This window comes from Paraglaciecola sp. 2405UD69-4 (assembly GCF_047525415.1).
Lineage (GTDB): Bacteria > Pseudomonadota > Gammaproteobacteria > Enterobacterales > Alteromonadaceae > Paraglaciecola.
The window spans coordinates 781,470-803,749 of sequence record NZ_JBLIXM010000001.1 but is presented as its reverse complement, the minus strand read 5'-3'; the positions used below and the strand labels follow the sequence as shown (position 1 = coordinate 803,749).

The window sequence follows — 22,280 nt, the reverse complement described above, 5'->3', positions numbered from 1 at the left end:
ATAAAAACCATTATCATTAAGTTTAAGAGAGAAAAGTATTACTTTTACATTTGTTACATATGCCTGCTTACTTATGGATAAAAGTAAAATCACTTAGACGACATGCGCTTTTTGTAGGGCTCAGTAACTAAGCGCCTCCATGATAAAAAGAAACCTGTGTACACTAAAAAGCAAGCGGCAAGAGACACAAGCCCAGCTATGGTTTGCCCCAGTAAACCAAAGTGCTCCCCTGTATGTAGGTAGCGTCCAACTGTCCACGCGCGGCCACCGGGTGTCCAATCAGAATACTTTTGAACGCTGGCGACCTTCCCGCTATCTACATCTAAAAATAACGCATAGGCATTTTTAGGGTTATTTCCTATCCCAGGATCAATATAAAAACGTAACTGCCCTTCTACTCGGCCAAACTCCAACCACATGGAATGCCATTCTTTTAAAGTATTTTTAGCTGCATGTTGTTTTGCTAATTCAAACAAAGCATCGTAACTAAGGTTTCCAGCTGGCAGTGATGAGAGCACTGCTCTTTGCGGGCGTTTAGCAGGCTCTTCGCCATAGATACCGTACAAGGCCTTATTTACCCAATCAAAGTGAAATAGCGTGGCTGTACTTACCACTACAAAAAGTGGAATTAATGCCCAAAATCCAAAAACATGATGCCAGTTATAGTATTTTGCATGGCGATTAGTACTGTGCTTTTTAAATAAAAAGTTGGACTTTAAAGCTGACCACCTCATGTTTCTGGGTAACCATAAATAAGCACCGGAGATGATTAAAAACAAAAACAACAAATTACTGTATGCGGTAATCCCTTTACCGATAGCCTTTTCCTCACCATGCATACCTAACCAGCGATGCCATTCAGTAATCACATGGAATGCCTCTCCCAACCAGCTTTGACCAGTTTGTAAAATTTCTCCTGAGTAGGCCGAAATCAAATAACGCTGAGAGCCAGCCCATGCAGGTATTGGCCTTCCCTCTTGATTAACCCAGCGTATGTAAAAATGGGTTTCTGTTGGGTGCTTTTGTTGCAATATATCCAATACTTGATCTGTCGTTAATCTGTGCTCAGCAGCTAATGGCATACTTATTAACCGAGCTTCATCCCATTCTTTAATCTGTTTTTCATAGGTAAGTAGTACACCAGTCACAGACATAATAAACACAACCAAACCAACACAGATGCCGACGACTAGGTGAGACCAAAACACAAATTTACGAAACATGAGTACCTTACAGATAAGACTTATTGAATAGTTTACATGCCTGAAGTTCAAGCAAACACTGTCTATATCTGGCAATTATGAAATGATAATAATTGGCATTATCGTATTCAAAACTCAAAATGAAATGACTTTTACAATTGTTACACTTTTCTTGCTTAGGGACTCAACTAGGTAAGACGAGGAAGGATAATTTCAATTTCTAAACCAGTAACATCACCTGATGCTGCTAGCTTATTCTTAGCGATAATTTTCCCACCAATGGCTTCTATTTGTCGTTGTGCTAAGGCTAACCCTAAACCGTAGCCTTTACGTTTTTTATTTACATCGCCTACTTGTTGGGATTCTGATGAAAGTCTAGATTTATCCACCCGAAAGAAAGGTTTAAAAATATCTTCAAGCATATGTTCGGGTACACCTGTACCCTGATCACAAATTGACACTGTGTAAGCTTGCGCAGTTTGGCTCAAAACAACACGTAAGCTTGATGAGGGCGGCGTATGGTGTAGACCGTTACGAATTATATTCTCTAGAGCTTGGCCCAATGCTCTTTGGCTGCTCTTTATAACTGGGGCTTGAGCGATGGACTCAATCTCTATGCTCCTATTGGGAAACTCAAAACGGGCATCCTCACAGATAACATTAATTAATTCAGCTAGATCAAAACCATCACTGCTTAACTTAGGTTGCTCTGTGTCCAAATAAGCAAGGGTTAGAGCGTCTTCAACTAGGCCCCTCATATTTGAAGATTCATAACGTAACCTTGCCAGTGCCTCTTGAGGTGTTATATCTTGCTCTACAAAATCAAGGGCCATATCAATTCTTGTTAAGGGTGTGCGTAGCTCATGGGATAAATCGGCAAGCAATTGACGCTGATTGGTAATCAGCCTACTCGTGCGCTCAGCCATATGGTCAAAGGTAGCAGCTAAGGCTGTTAATTCATCATTTCTATCACCCATTGAAGGAGTTACTCGTACATTGAATTGTCCTTCACTAAATTGCTTAGTGGCACTTTCTAGTTTACGCAGCGGTGACATAACGTGTTGATAAAGCACAATGGATACGAGTGACAGCAGTAAAAATGGTAAGGCAAACTGAATCGCGATATCCGCGTAAGTATGGTATTCGCCGGGCCGCATCCGCTGAGGTAGTTCAATCAAAAGGTGAGTTTGCCCGTCTGAAAAAGGAATATCCATCGACGGGTTATAATCAAAATGTAAATGTATTAACCATTCTACACTTCTACCTAACCATACTCCTTCAGTGTACTTGCTAGCCATTTCTGAATTAGCAATGGCTTGTATATTAGACCTAAATACCCCAACCCAAACATTCTCGCGGTGCCGTACTTCATCTAGCCAGCGTTTCAGGGCTGCCTCACCTTGACTGGTATAAACGTCTTCGGCTTGCTTTCCTAAGTCACGCAATTCTTGTTTATGTAACTCGGAAATAGAGCTCATGGTTTGCTCTGTTTTAGTGGCAAGCATATCAACAGCAGCAAAAAGCAGTACAGTCCCAAAACCTATGATAATACACAGCTTTAGCAGCAAACGGTTTTTCATTTAAATACATATCCTTTGCCATGAACAGTTGCTAACCGATCAGGTGACATACCTGCATCAACCAGCTTTTTGCGGACACGGCTAATATGCATGTCTAGGGTTCTATCATATCGACTAAAGGCTTTATCAAGGACAGTTTGATACAAAAGAGGTTTACTTAGTACCTGCTCCTGATTATCAGCTAAGGCCCAAATTAAACGAAACTGCAAAGGAGTTAAAACGATTTCATTATTAGCAAATGTAATTTTTTGCTTAACTCTATCAAGGTATAAACCGTCGGCTGATATATGATTTTTTTGGGTTTGATTGATTGAATAGCTTGAGGTTCGCCTCAACAGCACATCGATACGTAACATCAATTCCATCAAATTAAAGGGCTTAGGCAAATAATCGTCAGCTCCCTTACTGTATCCCTCAATACGCTCCTGCTCTGCGCCGCAGGCGGTCAGCATCATCACAGGTGTTTGACTAACATTGCGTAACTGATTTAAAACAGAAAAACCATCTAAAGAAGGGAGCAATACATCTAATAAAATTAAATCAAATTTTCTTTTTAGTGCAGTGAGCAAGCCTTGTTCACCGTCATGACATTGTTCGGTAACAAATCCTTTGCCCGACAGCAGCTCTGCTAACTGGTTATTTAAAACCTGATCATCTTCAATAATCAGTATATGTGCTTGTGCCATTTTACTGCCTAGTTAATTTAATTGATAACTATTATCATTAAGATTGTAACAAACCTGAATATTTTTGACACTAGAATGTGTTGACCAAGCGTCACTAGTGAAGTGTCACACCTTCAGCACTTGGTCTTACCACCAAGTCGGCTTTAAGTGATGCAATGCATTCTTGAATGTAAGCTAATCGGGGCTTATTTCCCAAAGAAGCCTGGGCAGCAGTGTGCAAATTAGCCTTGGCTTGAGTGATAATTTGCTCTTGATACTGATAGGCTTTTTGATGATAAAAAGCATTTGCCAGCATAGATGCTAATACGGTGAGCCTCCCCAGTAAAAATGATTTTGTTGCCCCTTGTAGTTCCATTAGAATTTCTGTTGTTTCGAAGGCGCAGCCTAAATATGCGGTAGCCTCTTGCCAATCTTTTTCTCTTAACAGCTTTTCTCCTACCCCTTGAGCATCATCTAGATAAGACAAGGCTTCTTGTGGATGAAAGTACACCCAGTTTCTATGGTCAGGACACAAAAAATTTATACTCATTAGATTCTCTCCTACTCATTATGTGACGCACCTTTGATTACTTCACTTCTAAAATAATCTTAATGATAATAATTCTTATTTGCAACTATGAAGATTATCAGCTAAATTTAACTTGGGATTTGGAAGTACCCAGAAAACATTCAATCGATTTAAGAAATGAAGAAGATTAAGGAATAATTCAGGGGAATTAAAAATGAAAGGGTTAAAACTAGGTCAGACTCGGTTAACCAACAAAGTCTTAGTATGTATATCTACTTTGCTTTTAAACACACCAACATACGCAAACCCTATACAACAACTAAAAGAATATGAAGTGCTTACTTACCTGTTAGTTGATTTGGCATTTTTCATTGGCATTTGGTGTGTACTTGGGTTGTTAAAATACCTATGTAAACTAAGCAAAAAATCAAGCAAACCCACAGGGATAAAGGCAAGTTAACTAATATTGTTAAGTATATTTTGAGTAACTTTTATTATAAAAACTGCTCAGATTTTTTGTTAATGTTTAACAATATTTGGCCCAGTAAAAAGAACCTTTAGTGACTTACTAATACCGAATTCCTCTCTTTGCTGTCATTCACAATCACCTAAAAGTGAATATTTATACCCCCATAAGCTCTGGTAATTCCAAGCATCACAGCTAAGGTTTACAAAACTAACGATTTTTATTGGTGATAAGCTAAATCCACCCTATGATATCCATTAATTATTTTTACTTTTTATGAAACCTTAAGTTAAATGGATGACATCACCAATACTCTCAATCAAGTAATATTCACCTTGTATGAACAACCTTTCACGGTTGGCGGACTGATCTTTACACCCATTTTATTATTTGTTGGTGTGGTACTAACGAATTGGTTGGTAAAAAAGTTGGTTGCTCGATTAATTGCCAATGGAGCCAATGCCGATATTGTTCATCTGGTTAAGCGCATTACATACATAATTGCGATTATCATCATCACAATCACCACACTCGACATTCTCAATGTGCCTATCACAGCCTTTGCATTTTTATCTGGTGCAATTGCTATAGGTGTGGGGTTTGGTGCCCAAAATATTATTAATAACTTCATAAGTGGTTGGATTTTGATGTGGGAGCGGCCTATTCGTATTGGTGACTTTTTGGAAGTAGAAAATGCAAGAGGCCGTGTCGAGAGCATCAATACTCGCTCCACCAGAATAAGGAGAATAGATGGCGTTCATATGCTGATCCCTAATAGTAAACTGCTCGAAAATACAGTGGTAAACTGGACACTTATCGACACACTCACCCGTACCATGGTAAAAGTTGGTGTGGCATACGGCTCACCAGCCACAAAAGTCAAAGAACTCATCAATCAAGCAGTGACAGATCAAGACGATATTCTCAAAGACCCAGCGCCTGTGGTCTTGTTTGAAGACTTTGGTGATAACGCCTTAGTTTTTGAAACCTATTTTTGGATAAACGCCACAGTTGATCGAGACTTGCGAGTGATACGCAGCAATGTTCGTTTTGCCATCGATGAGCTGTTCGCAGAGCATGGTATTGTTATAGCCTTTCCTCAAAGAGATATACATGTGGACGGTCAATTACAATTAGTTTCTAACTCTGATAGCAAACAACATAAAGAAACCCTCTAAATGACTACACTAGCTGAGCCTAAAACACCAAATATGCCCAATTCAGTATTATGGGCCTATAAGATTTCAGAAACAGCCACACCTGTTACCGAAGACTTAAACGAGTTAGCGCAAACTGACCAGCCCCAAGGGTTTCGTTGGGTGCACATACAAGCCGACTCTCCAGACTCTATGAGTTGTTTGCAAAGTTTGGGATTAAAAGAAGAGATAGTCGAAGCATTATGTACCTCAGAAACTCGCCCTAAAGCCTTGCTATTTGGTGATGGCATGCTGATTTACTTAAGAGGGATCAACCGCAACCCAGATGCTGATCCAGAGGACATGGTGTCTTTGCGGATATGGCTAACCAAAGATGAACTTATTTCTGCGAGACGTAAAGACCGTAAACTGCTGTCATTAATGGATGTAAAAACAGAAATAGATAGAGGGGTAGTTCCGGATACGCCAGCAGACTTAATGCTAGATATCATTACTAAAATAGCTGACCGTATTAGTGAAACCGTTGACTTACTAGATGAAGAGTTAACAGAGTTTGAAGCCCAAGAACAATCGACTAAACATGATCGCCTAAAGCTCTCGAATATTCGCAGACAAGCAGCTGCTATTCGCCGTTACTTAGCCCCTCAAAGAGACGCTTTAGATGCAATTTACCGGTTTAATAAATCACTGACTCAAGCACAAATGTTTGAATTACGGGACCAAACCGACAGAATGACTAGATATGTTGAAGATTTGGACCTAGCCAAAGAGCGGGCCATGGTGCTGCAAGATGAGTTACGCAACCGTATTGCTGAGCAACAAGGTATGCGTATGTATGTATTGTCTCTTGTTACCGCAATCTTTTTACCTTTGTCATTTTTAACAGGCATTTTTGGTATGAATGTCGGAGGATTACCAGGCACAGAAGAGCCCAAGGCATTTACTTATTTAACTGTCAGTATGTTGCTGTTGGCCATTGTATTACTGCTCGCCATGGTATGGAAAAAGTGGTTTTAGTGGCATAACTAAAACCACTACAGCCAGTTGGTCATTTTAAACCCTATACCTAATCGCTGAGTGTGGTAATTGTAATAAATTAAGCTTTCACCATAACCATTAAAATACTCAACATATCCCTGTATTTTATCGTTGATTGGAAAAGACCAGCCCAATTGAATGGCACCTTTGTTATCACTGCGAAGATTATTACGTAGCATTATTTCTAAAGAATGCTTATCAGAAATACTCCACAAACCACCTAACTCACCATAACCCATGTATTTTTCAATATCTGGGTTATCATCACCGCTTGCATCTAAAGGTGACTTTTTTTCTTCTTCTGGAATGCGATACCAAGTTCTAAAGCCCCATAGCATTTTTTCGGTGGCTGCAAAGGTGAAGCCTAAAATAATACGGTTCCAGCTACGGGATAATGAACCAGTTTGCCCGTTAGATTGATGATTAAACGATAAAGTTGTCATCTCTACTGGCAAACCTAATAACGACCAAGAGTGATGGTAATCAAAGATAAGCTCAGGCTCATAGTTGGTTTCTCTAAAAGGAGCAGAAATAGCTCCATTGTATGCCTGCCACCAGCTGGTTGCGGTAAAGGCAACTTGTAAATCTAAGTCATTGAATATCACATCTTGTGCCACTCTATACTTCATGGACACTTGAAACTTAACCTCAACATCGTCTAACTCTGAGTCTACAGGTAAATCAACATAGGGCTCTTGGTTAATGCTAGTTAAGCTTGCAGGTAATACAAAGTTAGGTTTATGTGGAAGGATAGCAAAGGGGTTATCTGAAGCTTGTTGCTCTAGGTTAACTCTCTTTTTTACTAGGTTTGACTTAGAATAAGTGCACTTTTTGCGGATATCTGCAATAGTTTGCTCAGGTTTAGCATTTTTAAAAGCCTTAAGGACACAGCCATTGATAACAGCGTCTTCTGGCGATTCCTCATTCAGGGATTCAGATTGTCCCAAACCAGAATTAGACATTCCTAGCGCACATATTAACAACAAACTTTTACTTAATTTCACTACTACTTTCCAAATTCAAACAACAAAAAATACAGCCTAATCACCATGTAACAGCAATTATACACATACCCCAGTTTCTTCTGTGGTTAGCTCTTTGATTAACTCCTGGCTGCCATCTGGGTAAACTTGAATTAGGTTTGTTCCTTTAAGCCCACATAGGTTATTCCAAGCAATCACTACTCTATAACCTTCATCATTTTCTTCAAATGTTTCGGGCACAGAATAATCAATTGCAAGAAGATGATATAACTCAGCTTCTGTATCTATGTCTCCAAAAAAATCTACTAAGTCAGTCATAGACTCAATCACAAAACTTGAGTCATTTAGTAGCGCCACTCCATAAATAGGGCAATATTCAGGTAAACACTGTGCGTCATAGCCATTGTTGGTATCTGCAGTATCTAAAAGAGCAACCTGCTCTGTACTTAAATCAGTATAAATTTCGGCATCAAATTGAGTCAGTACTTCATCAGCTTGGTCTTCTTGACTATAAAGATTACCTCGCCTAATTTCCCAATAAATATAGGCATCGCTCAGTTTGAAATCAGCGAGCTGGTATTCATCTGCAAATTCTTGCTTAGGTAAGTCTGTAGAGTCATTACACGCCATGCATAGCAACATGATGATCGAGCTTAGTAAATAGTTTTTCAATTGAATATCCTTATTAACAGACCTACCAAAAATAAAAGACTTTAGGTATCAAACCAATGTCGGGTTTTGTTTGCAAAGTAAACCAAAGACAACATAACTGGCACCTCCACTAACACACCAACAACAGTAGCTAAAGCTGCGCCTGAGTGCAATCCAAACAATGAAATAGCCACAGCTACCGCTAATTCAAAAAAGTTTGACGTACCAATCATACAAGCAGGAGCTGCAACATTATGGGGCAGTTTTAAGCGCTTCGCGAAGAAATAAGCTATCGCAAAAATACCGTAGGTTTGAATAATAAGTGGTATGGCAATCAATAATATAGTTTGAGGTTGCGCTAAGATGCTTTGAGCTTGGAAACCAAACAACAATACAACTGTTGCTAACAATCCAACTATCGACCAAGGCTTTAACTTCCCTACAAAATTATCAATGGCTTGAGCACCTGTCTCGGTGGAGTTCTGGTGTTTTTTATCCAAAGATGAGCGTGTCATGGCTCCTGCAATTAAGGGCAGTAGTACATATAACACCACAGAAAGTATCAGAGTATTCCAAGGCACTGATATATCACTCACCCCTAATAACAAGGCGGTAAGTGGCGCAAAAGCGAAAATCATAATGATATCGTTAATGGATACTTGCACTAAAGTGTAATTTGCATCTCCTTTAGTCATTTGGCTCCACACAAATACCATAGCTGTACAAGGAGCAACGCCAAGCAAAATCATGCCTGCGATGTATTCACTTGCAGACTGAGGATCAACCCAATCTGCAAAGATCCCTTTAAAAAATAGCCAGCCCAGTGCGGCCATAGTAAAAGGTTTAATTAACCAATTCACCACTAACGTCAGGGCTAGCCCTTTAGGTTTTTTACCTACATCTTTGATTGACGAGAAGTCAATTTGGATCATCATAGGGTAAACCATTAACCAAATTAGTACGGCAACTACTATATTCACATGGGCATATTCTAGCCCAGCAACCAATTCAAATGCTGAAGGAAAATAACTACCTAAAGCAACGCCAACCACAATACATAAACCTACCCACACAGATAAGTAACGCTCAAATAGCCCCATGGTTCTCTCCTTTAAATTGAACGCTGATTAACGCGCTGCGTAAGTTGCTCTGCTGACTCGACACGCTCCGAATAGCGGTCAACCAGGTACTCAGCATTGTCACGAGTAAGTAACGTAAATTTCACCAGCTCTTCCAATACATCCACAATACGGTTGTAGTATGACGAAGGCTTCATACGATCATCATCATCAAATTCCATAAAAGCTTTAGCTACTGAGGATTGGTTAGGTATGGTAAGCATACGCATCCAGCGTCCAAGCACGCGCATTTGGTTAACAGCATTAAACGACTGCGAGCCCCCACATACTTGCATCACAGCTAAGGTTTTACCTTGTGTAGGACGCACTGCACCAACACTCAAAGGTACCCAGTCTATTTGACTTTTTAAAATACCTGTCATCGAACCATGTCGCTCTGGCGAGCACCATACCTGGCCTTCAGACCACATCATCAGTTCTCTAAGCTCTGCCACTTTAGGGTGTGTAGGCTCGTCACCGTCTGGCAATGGCAAACCAGTTGGATCAAAAATACGTGGCTCTGCCCCCATCTTTTCTAACAAACGGGCTGACTCTTCAACCACTAAACGGCTAAATGAACGCTCTCTAAGTGAGCCATACAATAAAAGTATTCTAGGCTTGTGCTCTGATGAACTATCAAAAAAACTAGCAGTGTTAGGTTGTTGAAATTGCGCTTCATCAAGAGCTGGGAAACTCTTATCACTTACTGTCATTAGTTTGCCCCTAAACTTTCTAAGGCAAGCTTCAACGCTTTCTTGTCACTCACATCAACATCAATAGAAGCTAGCTGTTCAACACGGCCCTTAATTTCTGCAATAGTTGCTCGAAATGCATCTGCTAGCTGTTCTTCAGTCCCTTCTAATTTAGATGGGTCTATTAAGCCCCAATGGACTTTTACACTGTTACCAAACCATACAGGACAAGACTCGCCTGCCGCTGAATCACATACAGTAATAACAATATCTGCATCAAAATCTTCAAACTCATCCCAAGATTGGCTCACCAATCCGTCTGTAGCGATACCAGCTTCTTGCAAATATTTTATCGACAAAGGATGAACCTCTCCTACAGGCTGGCTACCAGCACTTTTTGCAACTATCTTTCCATTCGCAAAATGATTAGTAATAGCCTCTGATAAAATGCTACGACAGCGGTTATGAGTACAGATATATAAAATTTTCACTTGGCTTCCTTTTTAGAATTAACAACAACTAACTGTTTGTTTACTAAGGTTTAAATTATTAACACTAGATGATAGATAGTCAGAATTATGTTTAGCTGTAGTTTGTAGTACTTCAACAGCCCATTCAGGTAGCGACGAACTAAGTTTATAGAACACCCATTTGCCTCGCCTTTCATCTTGTAACAGGCCACATTTACGCAACTCTGCTAAATGCCTAGATACTTTTGGCTGACTCAACTTAAGAGCAGTAATAAGATCGCAAACACATAGCTCTGAATGCATGGTTATCAACAACAAACATTTCAGTCTAGTGTCTTCTGACAAGCACTTGTAAAAGGATAAGGGGGTGTTCATATTTGCTCCTCACTATACATACGAAATATCATATATATGAAAAATCATATGTCAATGATTGAGTAAAAGGTTTATAGCTGTTTAATAAAACTTTAATATTAAGTTTTACTTCGACATTGAACTGGCCTCATCCGGCCTATTTCAATACTTAGTGTTTGCCCCTTCCCCCTAATGCTTGTTTTACCGTTAGAGTAGTAAAAGCCAGACGCTATTGGCTGCCTTGGTAACACTAGAGTATCTTTATGAATAGCGACATTCGCTATGCCTTGTGTTTCATTGAACTGCACTTCAACTATTCCTAATCTTTCACACTCAAAAACAAGCATATTGTTGCTACTCTGGGCACACCCTAATAAAGCGAGAATTGAAAACAGAAAGCCTAAACTGACTGTAAAATATCGAGTTTTCTTTTTCATTTGCAATACCTTTGAGTTTTTATAAAAACAGGGTGAATTAGATGAGGCTGAAACGATATAATTACTAGCTAAATCACATTTTTTCATACATTTATGACACCACCATTAAGTTACTTATCCCATTACCCGCAACATTTACAAACGAAAATTCAGCAATTGTTATATGAAGATAAACTAGGTGGCTGGTTAAGAAGCCGGTACTCAAGTATGCATAAAGTTAGTAATGACAATGATCTGCGTGAGTATGTTATTTCCTTAAAAAACCATTATATGAAAAAAACTCAGCCTTTAAGTAAAGTGGTTTACGATAGTAAAATTCACATTGTAAATCATGCCCTTGGCTTGCATACATATGTGTCCAGAGTGCAAGGAGGAAAACTAAAGAGCAAAAATGAGGTTCGAGTCAGCACCCTATTTAAAAACACTCCAGAAAAGTTTTTGAATATGATAGTGGTACACGAACTTGCCCACCTAAAAGAGAAGCAACACAACAAAGCGTTTTACAAACTGTGTGAACATATGATGCCTGAGTATCATCAAGTTGAATTTGATGTTCGGGTATACTTAACCGAATTAGAGCACTCAGGCCAGGTTTTCACCTCCAAATAGATAGCTAAACTTGTGCTAATATTAGGGTTTATGATTTTAGGTAATTTCTCCCCATGGAATATCAATTTTCTTATGATCTTTTAGGCAAACCAACAGCCAAATGTGAGCTTGATTGCGAGTTATTTGGAGATTGGCTTACTCAAGATATGAGTGAGAATAGCAATAGTACCGAAGAGCTACTGGCAATCATCCAACAATTACTAGCTCGTGAGATTCAAGATTACTGTTTTATCAGTGACACTTTTCACTTGTTATTAGATGACAGCGAAGCAGAACTAAAAGTAAACAATGCTGATTTAGCAGCATCTGTAAACCTAGAAGTAGAATGGCATAGCGAAGACTCGGCAGGCTGTGGACTAATTGACTTACAACATATTTTAGAAGCTTGGCTGGATTTCATCGCTTAAAAAGTTTTTTAGCTGCCCAATTTTGGTGAGCTTTGTTGTTAATATTAAGCCAAACTTGTGCATTGAGCTTACCTAACTAGGAATAAAAACCATAAGCCATTGTTTTATATATACTTTTAATTTTGGCCTAAAACATGCTAAGCATATAAGTATGAGAAGTTTGTTTTCTAGGTGTAGGGAACTGATTAAAGAGTGTACAGACAGATTCTTTAATGGCCGACAAAATTTAAAAATAATAAAGGCAGAAAATAAGCAGACTCAATAGGCAAAGGCGCCTTGACATAGCATTATGTCAAGGCGTCTTTTTTTATGAGTAAAAGAACTATTTTCAGCTCCATAATTATTGCTTTTATTCCCCAATCCCCAAAAAGCCTAACCTTGTTTTAGATCAATTTATCCCTTTTATGGGCGATTAGACTACGCCCATCAAGTTAAACAAAAAGGGATACACATGAATAAATCATATATAGCACTAGCAAGCATTATTTGTTGCATAGGCCAACCTGCATATTCTTACGAAAAAGGTGACTGGATGGTAAGAGGCGGGATAACTGCTGTCACCCCTAATGACTCGAGTAACCATGTTAATGTGGCTGGAACTGACCTTGGCATAGGCGTAAATGTAGATAGCAATAGTCAATTAGGTTTAAATATTCTTTACTTTTACACTCCAAAATTAGCAGTGGAGTTACTCGCTGCAACACCTTTTAGCCATGATATAGGGTTAGATACAGTAGGAGACTTAGGAAGCACTAAACATCTACCACCTACTTTAAGCTTGAATTATTACTTTTTAGAACCAAGCGCAGCATTCCAACCATACGTAGGAGCAGGCCTTAACTACACCATCTTTTTTGAAGAAGAATTTACGTCGGCCAATACGGAAGCTGGTTTCAGTAACTTAGAATTAGACAACTCTTTTGGGCTTGCAGCACAAATTGGGTTTGATTATACAATTGATGAGAAATGGTCGATTAATACATCGGTACGCTGGATAGATATTGATACCGAAGCCACTTTTGACCTAAATGGTGCAGCAGGCTCTGTTGATGTAGAAATTGATCCTTTGGTTTACAGTGTAATGCTTGGCTATCGCTTTTAATCAATAGGCTAGAGTTTTAATGCTAAGTCCCATAGTGTCAAATCATTATGGGATGCCCCCTACAATGATAACAGCGAAATATAGGCAGTACTAAAGCTCATTTTGATGCATCACAATCCAACCATTAATATAAATATTACGAGGTCTTGCCGCTGAATAGATAGTTCCTGTTTGAAAATAATCCGCTATTTTTGAAAAGCTTAACTCTAAGGTCTGCTTACGATAATAGTTATCTAACATAGGTTTATCGAATTGAACATGCTTGTCTACAGACACCTTGGTTGAGTGAGCAATACCTCCGACCTTGAACACAATGGAATCTCTTTTTACCTCTAGTACTTTCATAGGTACGTATCTGTGTCGAATATCAGAATCTTTATTCAAAGCATAATAATCCACTAAAAAGAAATCATTACGCTGGGGGTTTTCTACTACTAATTTTGCAATGTGTGCATCGTGCCAAGAAGATAGAAAAAAGCCCAATACTAGCAACAGCACTAAGGTCCACTCAAAATAATCAGCACTTAACTGAAATACTCGCCTTATCAAGCTAAAGCTCGGGAACCTAATATATCCAGTTTCGTATGTTGTAATCATTTACTAATTTGCTCAATAAACAGTCAAACAGAGTTTAACTGTACTCTTTCTTGGGGCATAAAAAAAGCCCGTGCACTAAGAGTGCATGGGCTTTAAATTTGTACTTAGTAGAGTTTAGGCGTTATAAGTAGACGAAGATGTATTACCGCCTCGTCCTGTCCAATTAGTATGGAAGAACTCGCCTCTAGGCTTATCTGTGCGCTCATAGGTGTGAGCACCAAAGTAATCACGCTGTGCTTGCAATAAGTTTGCTGGTAAGCGCTCTGTGCGGTAACCATCAAAATAATTAAGTGCTGCAGTTAAGCAAGGAGCAGGAACGCCATTTGTCACTGCACTTATCACAACATTTCTCCAGCCTTGTTGCGCATTAACTACTGTATTTTTGAAGTAGTCATCAAGCAACAAATTATTAAGCTCAGGATTTTTATCAAAAGCATTTTTAATATCACCTAAGAATGCAGAGCGAATAATACAGCCACCACGCCACATTAATGCAATGCCACCGTAGTTAAGGTTCCAGTTAAACTCTTTAGCTGCTTCACGCATCAAAGTATAACCTTGGGCATAAGAAACAATTTTCGCGGCCAATACAGCTTGGCGTAAATCCTCAATAAAGGCTGCTTTGTCACCATCAAAGGTTTTAGCTGGACCACTGATAACTTTAGATGCCTCTACTCGTTCTTCTTTCAGTGCTGATATACAACGAGCAAATACAGATTCAGCGATTAGTGTAAGAGGCACACCTAAATCAAGTGCTACCACACCAGTCCATTTCCCAGTACCTTTCTGCCCAGCAGTATCTAAGATATTTTCAACTAGTGGGCTACCATCTTCATCTTTATAGGCCAAGATATCACGGGTAATTTCAACTAAGTAACTGTCTAACTCTGTTGTATTCCATTCTTTAAATACTTCATGCATCTCATCAGCAGACATGCCCAGTACTTCTTTCATGATTTGATAAGCTTCACACAGTAATTGCATATCGCCATACTCAATACCGTTGTGAACCATTTTAACAAAGTGACCAGCACCATTTTCACCCACGTAGTCACAACAAGGTGAACCGTCTTCAACTTTAGCTGAGATATCTTGGAAAATAGGTTTTACAGCTTGCCATGCTTCTGCTGAACCACCTGGCATAATAGAAGGTCCTTTAAGTGCCCCTTCTTCTCCACCTGACACACCGGCACCAACAAAGTTAATACCTTTTTCAGCACAGTATTTCTCACGACGAATAGTGTCTGGGAAGTGGGTATTTCCACCATCAATGATAATATCGCCTTTGTCTAATAAAGGGATAAGCTGTTCTATCGTGGCATCAACTGGTGCACCAGACTTAACCATGATCATTATCTTACGAGGGGTAGCTAGTGATTGAACTAGCTCTTCAATAGAATAAGCACCTCTAATGGTCTCACCTTTAGCGCGACCATTAATAAAGTTTTCAACTTTATCAGTAGAACGATTATAAGCCGTAACAGTATAACCTTTACTTGCCATGTTAAGGATTAGGTTTTCACCCATAACAGCTAGGCCTATAAGGCCGATATCAGACAGAGTTTTCATAGAATTCCAATCTTTATTTTAATTAAAAAAAGTGTAGGTCCGTTAAACAATCAAAAAATTAACAAACTAAATCCAAAGGTGTAGGGCCAATTGAATTAAACACATTATCTGTGATATTTAACCACTAACCTTAAACTTAGCACTTCAATTGTGTATAAATAAATAATGCATTGATATAAGACATATTGAACTTCTATGCTTTTACATCAACAGTCCCTTCGCTATGGGTTAGATCATTTTATGGTATATGCGCATGCCCTACCATTATTTTTAGCTTCAAATAGGGCGTTGTCAGCTATATCTAATAAGTCTACAGCTTTATCATCATGATTTGGCAATACAGAATGGTATCCAATAGATACCGTCACCATCTCACGTAAGCTATCAGGTGCATGGGGAATGTGGCTGTCTACAACATCTTGCAAAAGGCGGTCTGCAAAGTGTTGTGCGCCCTTTATACCGGTATCAGGAAGGACAACAACAAACTCTTCACCGCCATATCGAGCAATAAAGTCAGTTGGACGCCCTATGGCATCTAATAAAATTTGCGCGACTTTTTGAATACATAAGTCTCCGACTATATGTCCAAAATGATCATTGTATTTTTTGAACTGATCAATATCTATCATCAGCACAGAAATAGGTAATTTCGAACGCTTCGCCCGCTTAAATTCCATATTAAACTTTGCATCAAATGAACGGCGGTTATGAAGTCCAGTTAGCGCATCTGTTAGGGTTAAGTATTCTAGGCTTCTCAAAGCTTTTACGTAATTTAACTGCAAGCTTGCTCTGGCAACCATAACTCTTGGGTTAATAGGTTTACTAATATAATCTGCAGCACCTTGATCAAAAACTTTTTCTTCAAACCCATCTTCTGAGCGACTGGTTACAAATATAATTGGAATAGAAGCAGTAGTTGGATTAGCTTTTAGTGCACTACACACTTCAAAGCCTGTCATATCAGGTAGACCTTCATCTAGTAAGATAACGTCTGGCAGTTGCTCGTTTGCTAATTTCAGAGCATTGGTACCATTTAAAGCAAAAACCACTTTCCCTAAACTATCTAGAGCTTTGGTCGCTGTTACAACAATTAAAGGGTCGTCATCAACAATCAGTATTGTTGCATCTCTGTCTTTCATGGGGGACTCAGTCACTATCTATCACTCTCTATTTTGGAGTCCAAGATAGTCAATGCTTGTTCAAAATCTAACTTATTCATAAGTAATTGAAGGTTTTCAAATTCAGATTGGTTCATCAACTTTTGTATATCGGCAATATATTCATTAAATGTAGATAAAGCTGCCATATCACTGCTTTTTAACATCTCTATGAGTTTCGCTAAATGTTGCATATTAAGCGGCGAGTCAGGCTCTTCTTCTACATGATAATCAGTTGTGTTTTGAATTGTATTATAATCCTTTAGAAATTTATAACTATTCTCTTTTAAGCTAACAAGCTGCTGCCCAACCGCTCTCAAGTTTTCTATAATATTATTGTCATCAGATCTTAATGCTTCTTCAGCGTTTTTAGCATATTGGGACAGTAAGCTTGCACCAATTAAACCAGCACTGCCCCTTAATTTATGAACTTGTGCCAAGACTAATTGTTTTTCATCATGGTGGAGTTCCTTGTTTGAGCTAGCATATTTTTCTAAGTTTTTGTACTCACTGAAAATCTGTGTCAAAGCCGAATGTAACAAAGCAATATCACCATGAAGCTTCTCGTTACTGCTTTCTAAACCAATAATTACCGGCCATTTTTCCTCTGGAGGGAAGCTTACGTCGTTTTTTCCTTCAACGTGAACAACGCTTTTACGATACAGCTCCACCCATTTTCTCATTGTTCTGATAAGCATGGGGGGCTCAATTGGTTTAGTTAAAAAGTCATTCATACCTGACTGTAAAGCGTGTTTTCTCTCCTCCATTAGTGTACCCGCCGTTAGCGCAACTATAGGGATTTCCTCCAAATAAGGTAACTTTCTAATTGCCTTAGTAGCCTCAAAACCATCCATATTTGGCATTTGAAGATCCATAAGCACAATATCAAAAACCTTGGAGTTTGAAGACAGGCACTCTATAGCTTCAGGGCCGCTTAGAGTAGTAACAACCCGAGCACCATTACGCTCAAGTACGCTGCCAACTACTTCTAGGTTAATCTCACTATCATCAACAACAAGTACAGTAATACCCGCTAACCACTTAGCATCAATTGCTTCTGTGCGCGTTGACTCTAAAACTAAATCTGAACTTCCAGTGTGTTTCACAATGACATTATTTACAGCATTAAATAATTCAGGAGTAGTAACTGGCTTTTGAATAATTTGATCGACTAGTTTATCTGAATCCAAAGAGGCTATTTGTTCTGTCTCGTAGGCTGAAATCACCAATACCGCCGGCAAGCTATCTCGGCCCATTTCTTTTGCAATAAGATTTAAAGCCTGCAAGCCGTCTAGTTCTGGCATTTGCCAATCAACAATTAAAACATCAGGGATAGGGCGACCTACACTATGCAGGCGCATAATTTCATTTACTAATTGTGCTCCAGTTACAACACTAGTCACTCTCCAACCTAATGCTCTACTGTCTGCAACAAGCCTATCTCTTTGTTTTACGTCATCTTCAGCAATCAATACAGATAATGCACCTACGCTAGTGCTAAGGGCACTAACATCCTCATCTGTGGGCAAATTCAATGGTAGGTTTATCCAGAAGCAGCTTCCCTGATTAGGAGCACTCGTTATGCCTATTTCAGCCCCAATAAGTGAAGACATATTCTTCACAATAGATAAACCTAAACCCGTACCTCCAAACCTTCGATTGGTATCTTCTTCTGCTTGACTGAATGGCTGAAAAAGCATTTTTTGTGCTTCTTCAGAAATTCCTATCCCTGTATCACGCACTTCTAATCTAAGACAACGACCCGACTCGATATTGGTACTTGAGGGCTCTACTAAAAAAGCAGATAAGGTGACACTACCATGCTGAGTAAACTTAATAGCGTTGCTTAATAAGTTTGTTAGCATTTGTCGTAATAATTTTTCATCTGTAATCAACCAATCACAAATATTACTATCAACCTCATATTTCAACTCTAGTCCTTTAGACTGTGCTTGGGATAAAAAGATACTTTGCACATCAGTTAAAAGCTGAGAGATATCACAAGGGCTAAGGTGTACATTAAGTTCGTTAGCTTCTATTTTTGCAAGATCTAATACATCATTTACTATCCCTAATAATGAACGCCCAGCTAGTTTCACTTTACTAATTAGATCTAGTTGTCTTTTTGTGAGCATCTCATCTTGTAATAGATAAGTTAACCCAATAATTGCATTCAGGGGGGTTCTAATCTCATGACTCATATTTGCTAAAAAAGAACTTTTAGCTTTGTTCGCTTTGTCTGCATCTAAAGAAGCTTGACGTAGCTCTCTCTCTATACGTTTTCTTTCTGAAATATCTCGAACTGAAGTAGCAATAAGCAATCTATCTTCAAGTTGCACCGAGCTCAAACTAACTTCAATTGGAAACTCATTGTGCTGACTATTTAAGCCATAGATTTCTGCGGTATGGTTTTCAATCACTTGAAATGATTCATCAACGCTAGCTAAAAAAATATCAAAAGGGTGCTCTTCATAATAAGGGATTAAAAAGTCTATATGTTGTCCAAGTATCTTAGCCCTAGCGTACCCAAATAAACTCTCTGTTTGCGAGTTTATAATCTCGATATATCCATCAGTATTACAAATTACTAAAGCATCTGGTGATAATTCTAATAAACTCTTAAATACTCTATCCTTCTGACGCTCTACTAATAACTCCGCCTGAATATCTTTACGCCTGGTTTCAGCCCAACTGAAATAAAATAGAAAGACAAGTACCAAGCCTATAGCCAAGAGTACCGATATATATATCAAAGCTAAATAAGCGACAGACCTATACAATTCTGAAAGCGATGCACTTGCTCTAAACTGAATACCACCAATCTCAGTCCTAGTATTTGGAGTGAAATAGCCATCAATTGTAAAAACGGTATCATTGGCTTGGCTCCAAGTTTTCAGGTCATCATTTATCAAACTAAAAGAAATAGAAGATGGAGAAAACTCGTTGTCCCAGGTGTGTTTCTCTCCTTTGTCCGAACTAAAACGCTTAGTGTTATCTGGATGTAAGATAAAGTCTTGTTTAGAATTAATGCCGTACAAGACTTCACCAGGCAAAGTTAAGCGCGAGAGAGTCGTTAATAAAGGCTTTGCATTAACGTTAACAATCAAAATTCCAAAACGCTTACCTGACTTCGACAACAAAGGAGTGGAAAATCTGTAGGTTGGACGGTGAGGTATTTCTAATTCATTATTTTCATTGTTTAATTCAATATCAGATAACCAAACATCCCCTTCTTCTAGTTTAATTGTGTTGGCAAGGTAAGGTCTGTCACCTTTAAATTGCAGTTCCGCCTCTGGAACCACAAAAATACCGTTAGACTTTCTTTCTACGCGCACTAATTCATGGCCATCTGGTTGTGCTGAAATGATCCGCGCCTGGTAAACATCCGGAGAGGAGATAACGTAAGCCTTAAATATATCAATTAATCGATTTTTCCAGTCCGATACTATCTCCTCATCAGACTGAGCTTCAATGGCTTCAATTAATCCTTCTAAAGGGGGAGTTGATGCCAAAAATAATAAATCTTCTTTTTTCTCTTGGTAGCGGCTTTCGAAAAGCATTTGCCCTCTAACGACATGATTTCGGAGACTTTCACTTTTTTCAGAAAGCTGTGCTGGAAACTGTTGAATTATCACAAAAAAAACAAATGCCACTGCTATACTCAGGTACACCTTAGTCAAGCTACTTATTAGAGGACTAGTTAAAAAAGTCCCAACACTAATCGTATTTTTATCCTCTTGACTAATTCGCCGAGTATCTGACCGTCTAAATATATAAACGACGACCAGCAAAAGACAAATAACAAAGCTACCAAATCCAGTCCATAGTGCTGACCAAAGCCCTAATGAAGTACGCATAGAAGGTAAGTTTTGAGACGCTAATATCCACTCTTGTCCCATTAAGTTTATAGTGCGTTCAACTAGCCCTGAAAACAGCAATCCGTCAGAGCTAATTGTAGAGTTGGTATAAAATGGGGCTGCCTCAGTTTTACTTCTGAGCGAAAATTTTAAGCCTTTCTCCTCCATCCCTAAACCAGTTAACACCTCTTCCACAACCAAAGGAGTATAAACCCAACCAATTACAGCTTCCTCACGGTTTTCTGGAGTTAAAGAAGCAACTGTTGGATTGTAAACAGCAAGCAAAGCCAGTAAACCTTGCCTCTCACTGCCTTTAGCTTGAACTAAAGTAATAGGAGCACTTAACCTAGGAACGCCATCCTGTGCCGCTTGGATGGCGGTCATTTTACGTTTACTTTCAGATGCGATATCTAAACCAATCGCTCCTTGGTTTAAAGCTTCGGGATAAATATATTGAGTAATATAACGATCACCATCATGGGGGGTAATGGTGCGAATTGAAAAATCTGGTGCGCCATCAGCTCTCGCCATTGAAATAAATTGGGCTTCATTGTCTTTATCTACTTTTCTTATAAACCCAAATCCACGGGCACCGGGAAACTCCTTGTTTATAGGCCGCAGCTCCATATAGTGAGTAAATATATCCCTATTTATGTTGATGCCACCAGCACCAACAATTACACCACGTACCCCTTGTAAGCCAGAGCCATAATGAGTAAATCGACTGGTTACTAGCGCTTCAGTTTCAATCGTCAACTGCTCTAAACGTTCAGATAACATGCCCATGTTATAAACATACTTTAGGTACGTAACCAAAATGGACACGCAAACTCCTAGCAGCATTAAGAATAGAAATGCTCTTTTTTTAAATGGATGAGGATATTTACTCTGGATTAGTTGTTCTGAAGTCAAAATAATTTCCCAAAATTTACTTGCTTATTGCTTTTATGTCAGTTGCCTACAAATCACTGTTAGATTCACTGCTTATAACCAAATAATTCATTAGTAGCCCACTTATAATCCACAAGATATAAAATTAGTTCCTCAAATGATTAGACATTAACGATACCAGATTTACCTAGTGTTAGTATCAAAACACCTCAATTGGCTAAAGTAAACCGCAATAGCTGCCAGCTTAACCTAAGATAGAAGCAGCCCAGATTTTAAATATAAAAAAACCAACTTAAAAGTTGGTTTGATGTTTGGTACCAGAGGGGAAAACTAGATAACTTAGCTGTGCAGCAGCGCCTAGTTTTTCATCTCAGCAAGGACGCTGAGATGGGGTGACGACCATAAAGGATGTGTATTTGACTCACCCAAAGTAATCACTGCTTTTCTACCCTAAGAACAACAAAACCCGCCGAAGCAGGTTTAGTTTACCTCTTCTAAAAGAGATGATACCAGAGACCAGGGTTTGATTGGTCGCCACGCGATGGACCGACACTCGGACGGCGCGCGCTAGTGCCGGGCCGCTTTTCTCAAGGCACAAAAAAACCAACTTAAAAGTTGGTTTGATGTTTGGTACCAGAGGCCGGACTTGAACCGGCACGCCCGTGAAGGCAACGGATTTTGAATCCGTCATGTCTACCAATTTCATCACTCTGGCATTATTCAATGACTAACTTAGAGCTTGTCAAGAA

Annotated in this window: 21 protein-coding genes and 1 tRNA gene; 6 read left to right on the top strand and 16 right to left on the bottom strand. The window is 39.0% G+C overall.

Annotation, left to right across the window (positions count from 1 at the left end):
• Positions 1-89 precede the first annotated feature (89 nt).
• The 4 genes from ACMUMK_RS03585 to ACMUMK_RS03570 all read right to left on the bottom strand — a co-directional run bounded on the left by ACMUMK_RS03585 (position 90) and on the right by ACMUMK_RS03570 (position 3,997).
• Complete coding sequence (locus ACMUMK_RS03585) at positions 90-1,223, bottom strand: PepSY-associated TM helix domain-containing protein (RefSeq protein ID WP_414699750.1); 1,134 nt, start codon at positions 1,221-1,223, stop codon at positions 90-92.
• Between the two features lie 167 nt (positions 1,224-1,390).
• A complete protein-coding gene (locus tag ACMUMK_RS03580) occupies positions 1,391-2,782 on the bottom strand; it encodes a histidine kinase sensor domain-containing protein (protein WP_414699749.1) in 1,392 nt (463 codons plus the stop codon).
• Positions 2,779-3,468 (bottom strand): response regulator transcription factor, encoded by a 690-nt coding sequence (locus ACMUMK_RS03575; RefSeq protein WP_414699748.1) that lies wholly within the window; start codon positions 3,466-3,468, stop codon positions 2,779-2,781. Before ACMUMK_RS03575 ends, ACMUMK_RS03580 begins: the two co-directional genes overlap by 4 nt.
• A 94-nt stretch (positions 3,469-3,562) precedes the next feature.
• Entirely contained in the window at positions 3,563-3,997 is a 435-nt protein-coding gene (locus tag ACMUMK_RS03570) for a hypothetical protein (protein ID WP_414699747.1), read from the bottom strand.
• 193 nt (positions 3,998-4,190) lie between these two features.
• Between ACMUMK_RS03570 and ACMUMK_RS03565 the strand changes: the two genes are divergently transcribed.
• The 3 genes from ACMUMK_RS03565 (at position 4,191) to ACMUMK_RS03555 (ending at position 6,616) form a co-directional block, all read left to right on the top strand.
• Positions 4,191-4,436: a hypothetical protein gene (locus tag ACMUMK_RS03565; RefSeq protein WP_414699746.1), complete on the top strand. Its 246-nt coding sequence runs from the start codon at positions 4,191-4,193 to the stop codon at positions 4,434-4,436.
• A gap of 299 nt (positions 4,437-4,735) precedes the next feature.
• Positions 4,736-5,620, top strand: a complete 885-nt coding sequence (locus ACMUMK_RS03560) for a mechanosensitive ion channel family protein (RefSeq protein WP_414699745.1) — start codon at positions 4,736-4,738, stop codon at positions 5,618-5,620.
• Positions 5,621-6,616, top strand: coding sequence for a zinc transporter ZntB (locus tag ACMUMK_RS03555; protein ID WP_414699744.1), 996 nt, complete (start codon positions 5,621-5,623; stop codon positions 6,614-6,616).
• A 17-nt stretch (positions 6,617-6,633) separates the two neighbouring features.
• Here the strand turns inward: ACMUMK_RS03555 and ACMUMK_RS03550 are convergent, their stop codons facing one another.
• The 7 genes from ACMUMK_RS03550 to ACMUMK_RS03520 all read right to left on the bottom strand — a co-directional run bounded on the left by ACMUMK_RS03550 (position 6,634) and on the right by ACMUMK_RS03520 (position 11,342).
• A complete protein-coding gene (locus ACMUMK_RS03550) occupies positions 6,634-7,641 on the bottom strand; it encodes a phospholipase A (RefSeq protein WP_414699743.1) in 1,008 nt (335 codons plus the stop codon).
• A 57-nt stretch (positions 7,642-7,698) separates the two neighbouring features.
• Positions 7,699-8,292 (bottom strand): hypothetical protein, encoded by a 594-nt coding sequence (locus ACMUMK_RS03545; protein ID WP_414699742.1) that lies wholly within the window; start codon positions 8,290-8,292, stop codon positions 7,699-7,701.
• 41 nt (positions 8,293-8,333) lie between these two features.
• Entirely contained in the window at positions 8,334-9,371 is a 1,038-nt protein-coding gene (gene arsB / locus ACMUMK_RS03540) for an ACR3 family arsenite efflux transporter (protein ID WP_414699741.1), read from the bottom strand.
• An 11-nt stretch (positions 9,372-9,382) separates the two neighbouring features.
• Entirely contained in the window at positions 9,383-10,102 is a 720-nt protein-coding gene (arsH, locus tag ACMUMK_RS03535; protein ID WP_414699740.1) for an arsenical resistance protein ArsH, read from the bottom strand.
• Entirely contained in the window at positions 10,102-10,572 is a 471-nt protein-coding gene (locus ACMUMK_RS03530; RefSeq protein WP_414699739.1) for an arsenate reductase ArsC, read from the bottom strand. The genes arsH and ACMUMK_RS03530 overlap by 1 nt, the downstream gene beginning before the upstream one ends.
• An 18-nt stretch (positions 10,573-10,590) precedes the next feature.
• Complete coding sequence (locus ACMUMK_RS03525; protein WP_414699738.1) at positions 10,591-10,926, bottom strand: metalloregulator ArsR/SmtB family transcription factor; 336 nt, start codon at positions 10,924-10,926, stop codon at positions 10,591-10,593.
• 98 nt (positions 10,927-11,024) lie between these two features.
• Positions 11,025-11,342, bottom strand: a complete 318-nt coding sequence (locus tag ACMUMK_RS03520) for an MliC family protein (protein WP_414699737.1) — start codon at positions 11,340-11,342, stop codon at positions 11,025-11,027.
• Positions 11,343-11,435: 93 nt separating this feature from the next.
• Here ACMUMK_RS03520 and ACMUMK_RS03515 point away from each other — a divergent pair, with 93 nt between their 5' ends.
• From ACMUMK_RS03515 to ACMUMK_RS03505, 3 genes are all read left to right on the top strand, one after another.
• On the top strand, positions 11,436-11,951 hold the full coding sequence (locus ACMUMK_RS03515) for a YgjP-like metallopeptidase domain-containing protein (RefSeq protein ID WP_414699736.1): 516 nt from the start codon (positions 11,436-11,438) through the stop codon (positions 11,949-11,951).
• Between the two features lie 53 nt (positions 11,952-12,004).
• Complete coding sequence (locus tag ACMUMK_RS03510) at positions 12,005-12,358, top strand: YacL family protein (protein WP_414699735.1); 354 nt, start codon at positions 12,005-12,007, stop codon at positions 12,356-12,358.
• Between the two features lie 451 nt (positions 12,359-12,809).
• On the top strand, positions 12,810-13,460 hold the full coding sequence (locus tag ACMUMK_RS03505; RefSeq protein ID WP_414699734.1) for an OmpW/AlkL family protein: 651 nt from the start codon (positions 12,810-12,812) through the stop codon (positions 13,458-13,460).
• A gap of 90 nt (positions 13,461-13,550) precedes the next feature.
• Here ACMUMK_RS03505 and ACMUMK_RS03500 read toward each other — a convergent pair whose 3' ends face one another.
• The 5 genes from ACMUMK_RS03500 to ACMUMK_RS03480 form a co-directional block, all read right to left on the bottom strand.
• The gene (locus ACMUMK_RS03500; RefSeq protein ID WP_414699733.1) at positions 13,551-14,057 is read right to left on the bottom strand and encodes a hypothetical protein; all 507 of its coding nucleotides are present in this window, start codon (positions 14,055-14,057) and stop codon (positions 13,551-13,553) included.
• Positions 14,058-14,171: 114 nt separating this feature from the next.
• Positions 14,172-15,626 carry a decarboxylating NADP(+)-dependent phosphogluconate dehydrogenase gene (gene gnd, locus ACMUMK_RS03495; protein WP_414699732.1) on the bottom strand — a complete coding sequence of 485 codons (1,455 nt, stop codon included), beginning with the start codon at positions 15,624-15,626 and terminating at the stop codon, positions 14,172-14,174.
• Positions 15,627-15,859: 233 nt separating this feature from the next.
• Positions 15,860-16,780: a diguanylate cyclase gene (locus tag ACMUMK_RS03490; protein ID WP_414699731.1), complete on the bottom strand. Its 921-nt coding sequence runs from the start codon at positions 16,778-16,780 to the stop codon at positions 15,860-15,862.
• Positions 16,780-21,465 carry a response regulator gene (locus ACMUMK_RS03485; RefSeq protein WP_414699730.1) on the bottom strand — a complete coding sequence of 1,562 codons (4,686 nt, stop codon included), beginning with the start codon at positions 21,463-21,465 and terminating at the stop codon, positions 16,780-16,782. The genes ACMUMK_RS03490 and ACMUMK_RS03485 overlap by 1 nt, the downstream gene beginning before the upstream one ends.
• Before the next feature lie 694 nt (positions 21,466-22,159).
• Positions 22,160-22,246: transfer RNA gene (locus ACMUMK_RS03480), tRNA-Leu, on the bottom strand.
• Between the last annotated feature and the right edge of the window lie 34 nt (positions 22,247-22,280).